Source organism: Dyadobacter sp. OTU695, assembly GCF_038440355.1.
Taxonomy (GTDB): Bacteria; Bacteroidota; Bacteroidia; order Cytophagales; family Spirosomataceae; genus Dyadobacter.
The window spans coordinates 54,482-65,074 of the sequence record NZ_JASATN010000022.1 but is presented as its reverse complement, the minus strand read 5'-3'; the positions used below and the strand labels follow the sequence as shown (position 1 = coordinate 65,074).

The window sequence follows — 10,593 nt, the reverse complement described above, 5'->3', positions numbered from 1 at the left end:
GGCACTTCCTATCGCAAATCCAATTTCTATGAGACTTTTTTTTGTTACATTATCCTCACTATTCTTTTTAACATCAGGTACGCTTTTCGCTCAGCAGGATTCTACAAGAAGAATACCGGCATCACCACTTTCCTTTTTGACATTTGCCCCTGATGCTAGAAGTGCAGCAATGGGAGAAGCCGGTGTAGCACTCAGCCCCGATGCAAATTCAGCTTACTGGAACGCAGCAAAGCTTCCTTACAATACCAAAGATTTTGGCGTTTCGCTTTCCTATACTCCATGGCTCCGTTACCTGGTGGACGATATGTGGCTCGGCTATGTCTCTATTTACAAGAAATTGGGAGACCGTCAGGCAGTTGCTTTTTCTGCTAATTATTTCAACAACGGTGAGTTGGATTTGCGGGATGCCGTAGGTAATAATATCGGTTATTTTAATTCCCGTGAAGTTGCTTTCAACGGAACCTACTCACGCCAGTTGGGCAGAAACTTCTCGATGGGTTTGACATTGAAATACATCTCCTCGAACCTTGCAGGAAACGCGGTAGTCAATAATGTTTCGTTGAGCCCTGCACGTGTAGCTGCGGGTGATATCAGCGCTTACTATAAGAAGGAATTCAAAAACGAAGATACCGGCAGCGAGCTCGTATGGTCATTGGGTGCCGTGCTTTCCAACCTGGGCGGTAAGATCAATTACGGTTCCAGCAGTGAAACAGAGAATTTTATTCCTACAACCTTGAAAGTGGGTACCGGATTGTCGTATACCGGCGACGGCAGAAACCGCTTCAACTTCATCATCGATTTCAGTAAACTGATGGTGCCTACTCCCGACGGGAAAACCAATATCAATACCAAGCCCTTGCTGAACGGTGTGTTCGGTTCATTCTCGGATGCTCCGGACGGGTTTAAAGAGGAAATCCAGGAAGTGGCCATCGCGACAGGTCTGGAATACTGGTACAACAATATTTTCGCTTTGAGAGCCGGGTATTTTGGAGAGAACAAAAATAAAGGCGACCGCCGTTTCTTCACCGCGGGAGCCGGCCTTCGTTTCGCAGATAAATGGGGTGCCGATTTCGCCTACATGTTCCCGACAACACAAGGAAGCCCGCTTGCTCAGACATTGCGTATCACCGTATCACTCGGATTGAACAAAGCCGAGAAGCTGGACGTAAGCGACAACGAAAACTAAGCATTAACAGAATTTAATTATTCCGAACGAATGGCGTTATTGCAACGTCATTCGTTTTTTTATACTCATCGCTGCCCATGCTGGACCGTACTATTGCCCCTGATTTCAAAGTCATTCAAACCGTCAATTTGCCCGGCCCTCAAACCCACACGCTCGATAACGGGATCGCATTACACGTGATCAATATCGGAGAGCAGCCAGTGGTACGTCTCGAATGTATTTTCGAAGCAGGCAACTGGTATGAGAGCGAGCCGGCGGCGTCGTATTTTGCGGTTAAAATGCTGATGGAAGGTGCCGGGGGGATGACGTCGCAGGAAATCAGCGAGGCATTCGATCGGGTTGGAGCGTTCACAGAACTAACCCATACGTCGGACCGCGTTGGCATAGTGGTGTACTGCTTGTCGCGCTTCCTGCCGGAGGTACTGCCATTGGTTCAGAAGCTGATCCGCAATGCTACGTTTCCGGAGAAAGAGTTTCAGGAACTGAAAAATATCACGGTCCAGAATCTGAAAGTGAACAGGGAAAAGACCGCATACCTGGCCACCACGGAGTTCAGGGCGCGGTTGTTCGGAGCAGGCCATCCTTACGGGCAAAGCCAGAATGCAGAAGAAATCGAAGCATTGGATCTTGACGCTGTGAGGGCGCATTATGAACGGTTTATCCGGAATGGCAAATTTACAGCAGTGCTCGCCGGACAGATTACCGACGCCGATGTGCAACATGTGAATGCGACGTTAGGACAAAATTCTTTCCATATAGAGCCGGGTGAATTTTCGTTCCAGGCTTCCGAGCCCTACCAGGGCGAAGAGACGATCGTGGAGCGGCCTGAAAGTGTTCAATCCTCGATCAGAATGGGACGTGTTCTTTTTAACCGTCACCATCCCGACTATTTCAAGATGCTGGTTACCAATGAAATCCTGGGCGGTTATTTCGGGTCGCGGCTAATGAGAAATATCCGCGAGGAAAAGGGGCTTACTTACGGGATCTCCTCGCACGTGGTGACGTTGCGTAACGAGGGTTACCTGATGATCGGTACGGATGTGAAGAAGGAATTTACCCAACAGACCATCGACGAGATCAAAAAAGAAATAGTCCGGTTGCAAACCGAGCTGGTTGGTGCCGAAGAATTGCAGACCGTCAAAAGCTTTATGGCCGGCGAGTTTGCCGGCTCTCTGAATACCGCATTCGAAGTGGCTGATCGACGGAAGATACTGTTGCTGGACAGTTTGCCGGCCGATTTCTTCAACCAGTATATCGACCGCATTCACGCAACAACTGCCGAGGATGTGATGGAAATGGCCAATAATTACCTGAGTGCTGACGATATGGTGACGGTCGTTGCCGGTGGTAAATAGTTACTGGTTAGCCTTATCAAGGGCGTCCTTATAGGCTTTCAGGCAGCGCTCCCGGGCTTCTTTATGGTCGACCATTGGCGCCGGATATTCATCAGTGCCATACTCCGGTACCCATTTTTTAACATATTCCATTTTCGGGTCGAACTTCTCCGCCTGCGATGCCGGGTTGAATATCCTGAAATACGGCGCTGCATCCGTGCCTGAACCCGCAGCCCATTGCCAACCGCCATTGTTGGCTGCCAGGTCGTAGTCCAACAGTTTTCGGGCAAAATAAGCCTCCCCCCAGCGCCAGTCGATCAGTAGATGTTTGGAAAGGAAACTGGCAGTGACCATCCGCACACGGTTGTGCATGAAGCCGATCGCATTGAGCTGGCGCATTCCGGCGTCCACAAGCGGATAGCCTGTTTTTCCCTCGCACCATTTCCGGAAATCGGCCTCGTCGTAACGCCATTTGATAAAGTCGTAAGCCTTCCGGAAGGCCTCGCCTTTGCCTACGTGCGGGAAATTGAACAGGATTTGCTGATAAAAATCCCGCCAGATCAATTCGTTCAGGAAGGTATCGCTATGCCCGCGGGCCTGGCTTGCCAGCTCGCGTATGCTCACCGTGCCGAAGCGCAGGTGAATGCCGATGCGGCTTGTGGCTTCTTTGGCGGGGAAATCGCGGTCCGTTGCATAATCTTTCAGCAAAGCATCGTCGATGCGGTCGGAAGGAAATTCATAGTCGACCTTTTCAAACCCCATATCCTTCAATGCAGGTAATGCTGCGCCGTGCCATTTGTAGAAATGCCTGAAATACTTTTTCGTAGGATAAGATTTGAGATAAAAATCGTTGAGATTTTCTTTCCAAACCCGGCTGTAAGGAGTAAAAACGGTGTACGGCGTTCCCTGTGATGTCAGTATTTCCTGTTTCTCAAAAATAACCTGGTCTTTGCAGGTTTTGAAAACAATCCCCTTTTTCTTCAGAATCCGGTAAACTTGCTTGTCCCGATCGGTCGCATAGGGCTCGTAGTCGGTGTTGGTATATACTTCTGCAATGTCATATTCATCTACAAGCTTCTCCCAGATTTTTGATGGGAATCCGTATTCAACGAGCATATCCGCTTCTTTTTGCTTTAACTCTTCCCGCATCTTTAAAATGGCCTCATATATAAAAGTCAGGCGAGGGTCCTTCTTCTCTTCGAGATCATCGAGGATATTCCGGTCGAAAATGAAGAGCGGGACGACCGGGTAACCGGAGCGCAATGCATAATAGAGCCCTGCATTGTCTTGCAAGCGAAGATCGCGACGAAACCAGAATATCGCGATTTTGTCTTTCGTTTTCAGGCTCATATAACTCTTGTGATCGGGATAAGGGATTATTAATACAAATTAACTACGAAGTAAGTCTGTTTTTGGATCAGGAAACCTGTGGCAGGACAAGGTTTTTAATCATTGCCTCCGCACGAGTATGGTTTTTCAAATCGTATATTTACAGGTGCCCGACGCCGCAACCGAGTCAAGGCGCAATCAATCTTAACTTAACCAGTATTCATGAAATTACAACTCACGATCCTATTCAGCATGGTGTGCCTTATGGTTTTTGGCCAAAAGAATGATGCCGGCAAACAGGAATGGAAGCAGCTCTTCAACGGAAAAAATCTAGACGGCTGGGATATCAAAATCCGCGGCTACGACCTGAACGATAACTACAACAATACTTTCCGTGTGGAGGATGGCAAAATGGTGGTACGCTACGATCAATACGACGATTTCGCGCAGAAATACGGCCACATCTTTTATAAGGGGGATTTCTCCTATTACCGCATTGCCGTTGAATACCGCTTCGTAGGCGAGCAGGCACCCAAAGGCGAAGGCTGGGCATGGCGCAACAGTGGTATCATGGTACACGGACAACCGGCTGCCACAATGGGTAAAAATCAGGACTTTCCTGCGTCGATCGAGGTGCAGCTTTTGGGTGGAAACGAAAAGACCCGCACGACCTGCAATCTTTGTACGCCGGGTACCAATGTAGTAATTGATGGTAAGCTGGTTACGCAGCATTGCATCAACTCCAAGTCCAAAACTTACAATGGCGACCAGTGGGTGCGGGCCGAAGTGCTAGTATTGGGCGATTCGCTGATCCAGCATTTTGCTAACGGGGAAATGGTTCTGGAATACAACAAACCACAACTGGGCGGTGGCAATGTAAGCGGCCATGACCCGTCGCTGATGATCGCCGGGAAACTGCTCGATCACGGGTCGATCTCGCTGCAAAGCGAAAGCCACCCGGTGGAGTTCAGAAAAGTGGAGATATTGGATTTGAAAGGCTGTATGGATCCCAAAGCGACCAATTACAAGTCGTACTATGTGAAGGCCGACAATAGCTTGTGTACCTACGGAAAGAAGAAGTAATTAGCAGATTGTCAGTCTGAACGGAGTCGAAGGCAATCCTTACCGTAGCCGCGTATGGGCATCACGCAACTACCCTTCGACTGCGCTCAGGGTGACATTTGAGTTACAATCGCACAATCTCCGCGCCGATCGCATTCAGACGTGTGTCGATGTTCTGGTATCCGCGGTCGATTTGCTCGATATTGTCGATAATACTTACACCTTTGGCGGACATCGCCGCGATGAGCAATGCAACCCCGGCACGGATGTCGGGTGATGTCATGCGAATGCCGCGAAGCTGGGTCTCGCGGTTATGTCCGATCACCGTAGCGCGGTGCGGATCGCAGAGAATGATCTGCGCGCCCATTTCGATCAGTTTATCCACGAAAAACAGACGGCTTTCGAACATTTTCTGGTGGATAAGAACCGTTCCCTGGGCTTGTGTAGCCGTAACGAGCACGATACTCAGCAAGTCGGGCGTAAAGCCGGGCCATGGAGCATCGGCAACAGAAAGTGTAGAGCCGTCGAGGTAGTTTTCGATGCGGTAGCGCTCCTGGGCCGGGATGAAGATATCATCACCACGGAATTCCATTTGAATACCTAATCTTTTGAAAACGTCGGGAATAATGCCCAGCTCCGGAATTTGGCAGTCTTTGATAGTGATCTCGGATTGCGTCATAGCCGCCAGTCCGATGAAGCTGCCGATTTCGATCATATCCGGCAGCATCGTGTGCTCGGTTCCTTTCAGTTCCGTTACGCCTTCCACAATCAGCATATTGGAAGCAATACCCGATATTTTGGCGCCCATTCGGTTCAGCATTTTACAAAGCTGCTGCAAATAAGGCTCACAGGCCGCGTTGTAAATGGTAGTCGTGCCTTCGGCCATTACCGCCGCCATCAAAACGTTGGCAGTACCCGTTACCGAAGCCTCGTCCAAAAGCATATAAGTACCTTTCAGATTGGCGGCATCGACCCGGTAGAACCCGCCATCTTCTCCGTCATAACTGAACTCCGCGCCCAGTTTCTCAAAACCCAGAAAGTGGGTATCCAGTCTTCTCCGGCCGATTTTGTCTCCACCCGGGCGGGGAATGCGTCCTTTGCGGAAACGAGCCAGCATAGGCCCTAGCAGCATTACCGAGCCGCGCAATGCGGCAGCTTTCTGGCGGAAGGAATCCGATTCGAGGTAATCGAGGTTGATATCGTCGGCTTCGAAACGGATGGAAGTTTCACTCAGACGCGTGCGGCGTACGCCCAGATCGCCCAGGAGGTTGATCAGCTGGTTTACGTCGCGGATATTCGGGATGTTGTGGATCGTAACCGGCTCTTTGGTCAGGAGTACGGCGCAGATAATCTGTAACGCTTCGTTTTTGGCGCCTTGCGGCACGATTTCACCCTTGAGACGTCGATCCCCGGTAATTTTGAATGATGCCATAGAAAGATTTTGGGCAATTGAGACTGTATAAAATGAAACCTGGATGTTAGATTCCAGGTTTTTTGCGGTTGTTATTCCGGTTGTTGTTATTGTTGTTGTTCCGGTTCGAGAATTTGTTGTTCCGGTTCCGGTTCTGGTTGCCCTGGTTGCTGCCTTGTCTGTCGGAATTGTGGCTGGGCTGCGGTTTGAAGTTATTTCCGCCCATCTGGTTTACGCGGTTGCGCTCCTGATTGTTGTTGCGGTCTTTCGGCGCCGCATCAATCGGCCCAGATTTGCGGATATAGTCGATTTCTTCTTGCAAACGGCCTTTGCTGAGTTGTTCCAGCTGGATGAGCAGAACGCTGTCTTCCGGATTATCCTTGTTCCATGCGTTGAAGAATGAACGCATCAGTCGGAAAATATAGGAAACAAATGCGAGACGGTCTTCCGGATTTTCTGTCTGCGAAGCCTTTTCCAGAAGCAGATCGATATTGCGGCCGTAGTGGCGGAATGTCAGGTTTTGCTGGTTATACTCAACCCGGAGTGGCTTTTTGCCCAGCGCTTCTTTGGATGGCGGCGGAAAAGGACTGTCGACATCCAACTCGAAACCGGAAATAATGTACAGGTCGTCCCATAACTTGTTGGTGTAGTCCTGGTTATCCCGCATGTTGGGATGTATCTGACGCATAAGCTCGACCAGGATATGCGCGTAAAGTGTGCGCTTAGCCTTATCCTCGATCGTGACGATGTGATCGGCCAGTTTTTGTACGTTACTTCCGTATTCTTTCAATGGGATATCTTTTATATAATGGACAAAAATAATAAGTTTTTGTGGAAACAAAATGAGGTACAGCGGTAAAACAGGCATTCTGCGGCGCTGGCTCAGGGCGTGTAAAGCAAATGTCCCCGCACACCTTCGAAGGGAAACGCAGGAGCGAAGCTGCCTTCTGCGCGATTGATCGTGTAATGATACACTCCCGCCGGAAGCCCGGCGGAGGAAACTGCCGGATTCCAGAACCATTCATTTAGCCCGGCGTAACAATGCAACAGTTTCCGAAATACCTTCGTTCCCAGCGGATTCCGGATAGTCAGTTCCAGCTCGGTAGCGGAAGTCCCCTGGTTTTGAATAATAAACCTGAACCATTGCCCGGAAGGATTCGGCGAAACGCTCGCTTCAATCGGTCCGCTTTGGTCAGTTACTTCAAAATGAATCTGGTAAGGAGGCGCCGAATGCCCTGCTTTGTCGCGGCACTGGATGGTGAGCAGGTATTTGCCGGGCTCAAATGCATATTCAAGAATGATTTCATAAAATTTTCCGTCCACATTTTTTCCAGTCGCATTTCGTAACGGCACCCGGGTATCGGTGCATCCGTTGCATTGTTCTTTTTGCCAAACGGCGATCAATGTTGTGTCGTTGCTGAGATTCGGGAGCGCGTCGTCAAAAATACGAATCCGGATAACGGGTTTCCCGGAAATGATGTCTCCATTCATAAGTTGCCTTCCATCGACTGAAACCTGCATCAGCGGCGGTAGGTCGGTTGCCACCTGTTCGCTATCGATGGGGTAGGCGTCGCGTGCGGCCGGGAAAATGCGGATGGCCGGGTCGCCGTGTAATGTCATTTGCTGGACGGTAATGCTATCCTGAATGCCGGGGTTTCGCGACAGGTTTCGCCGGATCGCTTCCCGCTGGATCGTGCCAAACGGCTCGTGCGTGAATGCGGAATCGGCCAGGACTTCATAGAATATCTCGGTGTAACGTTTCAATGCGGTCGACGGAGCATTAAAAGTATGGGCCAGAAAGAGTACCGCTCCGCTTTCGGGCGTAAAAATCCAGTCGCTGCTCAACGTCCGGGTCGAATAGAAAATGCTACCCGCCGCACACCCGTTCACGATGATCGCCGGATAGCGGGGATGGTTCTGATAATTCTTCGCCGGGTCGCTTGCGCGGCCAATGTCGATGTCGGTAATGTCAACCGAGGAATGGCCAAACACGGTAAGAAGCGCTACACCTTCGTTGATCTGTTTATCAATATTAGCAGCTTCAACCGCATTATCGGTGAGCTTCGAGATCGTGGTTACTTTGGGTGCGGGGGATGTCTTTTCTAGTTTTCTTGCAAATGATTGAACATAAGATCGGAACACATTTAGCTCGTCGCGCGATCTCCCGCCGCTCAGGTGCAATACACGCTTTCGCCAGGCAGCTCCGGGCGGTTCTGCTTCCATGGCCTGTACTTTGCGGAGGTAATCGAGCAGTTGCCGGGAATTTAATGCATTAATGCGGCCGATCGGAACAAGGGGATTCCAATAGCCTCGTTCGGTCGCCAGTGCGACGTCGGAACCTGGCCAGCCCGCATTGGGTACCATGTCGCTTGACCACGAATCCCTTGTTTTTCTTGCTTTCTGAGGGTCAACAGACCTCCCTGCCAACAATACGAATTTCAGATGCCCCTTATCGTGCGCCCAGCGGATCGCATTGCGTATGCCTTGCGGACCAGGTTGCCCTGCATTGAATTGGTCGTACAGCTCATAGGTAAAAACGACTTGCGTATTATACCCTCCGCCGACAACAGAGGCGCGATAGTGTTCATATGCCCTGATCGCGTCTGTCCCGCTCCCGGCCGGCGGTACCCGCATGAGTGGGTGTGTGATGATGAGGTATTCTGTTTCGGGATCGATCAGGGTAAAATTCACTACACGGGGAGGCGGGATTCTCAGGGACTCGGGCGCAACGCGCGGACCTGCCTGCGGATAGCGCATACGTGCATACGAGACGGAAATGTGTCCTGCGGAACCGATGGGTAATACTGTTAATGCCAGCAAGCCTGTTTCGTCAAAATCCTCCATTTGTATTTGAAACTTGATGGACTTTGGTTCACGCCCCGTAACACTTGATTCAGCTAATTTTCTCTTTAAATTTTGGTCGCTACCAAGCCATAATGCAAATGAATGCTTACCAGGAGACCAACCTGCCATGCGTATTTCGCAGTCAATGGCTGATCGCTCTTTTTTAAAGAGCTGCTTGGTTTTAAATGCAATTTTAAAGGGAGCTTGCCCGGTTACTTCCGGCCCGGTCCAGCCTTCACCCTCGTCGTAGGTAGTCAATAAGGAACCGGTTTCATAGTCGGTTTCGGGTGGGAAAAACCTTCCGGGCAGGTAATGGGAGGTGAATAGCAGCAAAGCTTCTTCCCAATGAAATACCGCACTGTCGGTAACTGTACCGGCAGCAGGGAACCTGGTCCTTAATCCACGCTGGCCGTTTCGCCAGGTCAGAAAGTAGGCGGTGGTATCCGAGTAAAGGTTATAGTAATGGTGCGGCATTGCATCGGGCTTCGTGTAAAGCACGGTGTCCGGGTAGTCGTCATTCTTTTTGCCTGAAAACAAAATGTATCCATCGCGGCCTAGCCTGCCAGATGATTCACTTAAAACCTCGATAGGCACTTCGCCGCCGTGTGCGAACAGTTGCAAGCCCGATGCCCATATCGAATCGACGGGAATTCCTTCGCGCACGAGTTCGGCGGCGGTGATTTTGTAAATGCCGGTTTCTGCGACGGGAATGCGCAGATAGGTTTGCTTGTAATCGATCCATTCGTTGCCGTAGTGTTTTTGCGCATAGCCATTAACGCAGCAGACAATACAAAAAAGGATCGGTAGGGAGTGTGCCGATGTCCTTGTCATCTTATTAAATTTTGACGCACAAGGACGGTTGGGCTTACCTCGGCTGCTTCCGGATATACAAGTTCATGGAAAACGAATAGGCATGATCGTCATCGGTACCATGAAATTCTGAACTCGCAAGTTGCCAGTCGTCGGGGTCGAATGCCGGGAAATACGCATCGCCTTCGATTTGTGCGTGTACAATGGTCAGATACATTCTGTCAGCCAGCGGAAGCATTTGCTGGAAAATACTCGCGCCGCCTAATACGAATACGCTCGTTTCGCCGGAAAGTAACGCGATCGCTCCGGAAATATCTTTGGCATATTCCGTATGTGGCTCAGCGTTGGCCGGTGGGTTGGAGGTAATGATCACATTCCGGTATTCCGAGTGCAGCGCGTCCGGAGCTTCGAAGCTTTTTCTGCCCATGATAAATGCCTTGCCGGCAGTGACCTTCCGAAAATGCGCCCATTCATCGGGCAAGTGCCAGGGAAGGCTGTTGTTCAGTCCGATCACATGGTTTTCGCTCATTGCAGCGATCATGTAAAGTTGTGGTTTTGTGCTCAACATTGTCAGGTTTTGGCCGATGGATTCCTCCGGCGGATACTCAGAATAATAA

At 50.2% G+C, this 10,593-nt stretch carries 8 protein-coding genes; 3 read left to right on the top strand and 5 right to left on the bottom strand.

Annotation, left to right across the window (positions count from 1 at the left end):
• The first annotated feature begins 28 nt into the window (after positions 1-28).
• Together porV and AAHB90_RS27665 are read left to right on the top strand one after the other, a co-directional pair.
• Positions 29-1,186 (top strand): type IX secretion system outer membrane channel protein PorV, encoded by a 1,158-nt coding sequence (porV, locus tag AAHB90_RS27670; RefSeq protein WP_342088502.1) that lies wholly within the window; start codon positions 29-31, stop codon positions 1,184-1,186.
• A gap of 77 nt (positions 1,187-1,263) precedes the next feature.
• On the top strand, positions 1,264-2,541 hold the full coding sequence (locus AAHB90_RS27665; RefSeq protein ID WP_342088501.1) for a M16 family metallopeptidase: 1,278 nt from the start codon (positions 1,264-1,266) through the stop codon (positions 2,539-2,541).
• Here AAHB90_RS27665 and AAHB90_RS27660 read toward each other — a convergent pair whose 3' ends face one another.
• Positions 2,542-3,870 (bottom strand): cryptochrome/photolyase family protein, encoded by a 1,329-nt coding sequence (locus AAHB90_RS27660; RefSeq protein WP_342088500.1) that lies wholly within the window; start codon positions 3,868-3,870, stop codon positions 2,542-2,544.
• A 201-nt stretch (positions 3,871-4,071) separates the two neighbouring features.
• Between AAHB90_RS27660 and AAHB90_RS27655 the strand changes: the two genes are divergently transcribed.
• A complete protein-coding gene (locus AAHB90_RS27655) occupies positions 4,072-4,932 on the top strand; it encodes a 3-keto-disaccharide hydrolase (protein ID WP_342088498.1) in 861 nt (286 codons plus the stop codon).
• Between the two features lie 103 nt (positions 4,933-5,035).
• Here the strand turns inward: AAHB90_RS27655 and murA are convergent, their stop codons facing one another.
• From murA to AAHB90_RS27635, 4 genes are all read right to left on the bottom strand, one after another.
• Positions 5,036-6,343: a UDP-N-acetylglucosamine 1-carboxyvinyltransferase gene (gene murA / locus AAHB90_RS27650; RefSeq protein WP_342088497.1), complete on the bottom strand. Its 1,308-nt coding sequence runs from the start codon at positions 6,341-6,343 to the stop codon at positions 5,036-5,038.
• Between the two features lie 46 nt (positions 6,344-6,389).
• Entirely contained in the window at positions 6,390-7,112 is a 723-nt protein-coding gene (locus AAHB90_RS27645; RefSeq protein WP_446717936.1) for a DUF4290 domain-containing protein, read from the bottom strand.
• A 92-nt stretch (positions 7,113-7,204) separates the two neighbouring features.
• Entirely contained in the window at positions 7,205-9,997 is a 2,793-nt protein-coding gene (locus tag AAHB90_RS27640; protein WP_342088495.1) for a C25 family cysteine peptidase, read from the bottom strand.
• Between the two features lie 34 nt (positions 9,998-10,031).
• Positions 10,032-10,517, bottom strand: coding sequence for a dihydrofolate reductase (locus AAHB90_RS27635; protein ID WP_342088494.1), 486 nt, complete (start codon positions 10,515-10,517; stop codon positions 10,032-10,034).
• Between the last annotated feature and the right edge of the window lie 76 nt (positions 10,518-10,593).

Bases quoted from the DNA above. Each gene is read 5' to 3' on its own strand.
- porV (WP_342088502.1), top strand. From the start codon at position 29: ATGAGACTTTTTTTTGTTACATTATCCTCACTATTCTTTTTAACATCA.
- AAHB90_RS27665 (WP_342088501.1), top strand. From the start codon at position 1,264: ATGCTGGACCGTACTATTGCCCCTGATTTCAAAGTCATTCAAACCGTC.
- AAHB90_RS27660 (WP_342088500.1), bottom strand. From the start codon at position 3,870: ATGAGCCTGAAAACGAAAGACAAAATCGCGATATTCTGGTTTCGTCGC.
- AAHB90_RS27655 (WP_342088498.1), top strand. From the start codon at position 4,072: ATGAAATTACAACTCACGATCCTATTCAGCATGGTGTGCCTTATGGTT.
- murA (WP_342088497.1), bottom strand. From the start codon at position 6,343: ATGGCATCATTCAAAATTACCGGGGATCGACGTCTCAAGGGTGAAATC.
- AAHB90_RS27640 (WP_342088495.1), bottom strand. From the start codon at position 9,997: ATGACAAGGACATCGGCACACTCCCTACCGATCCTTTTTTGTATTGTC.
- AAHB90_RS27635 (WP_342088494.1), bottom strand. From the start codon at position 10,517: ATGATCGCTGCAATGAGCGAAAACCATGTGATCGGACTGAACAACAGC.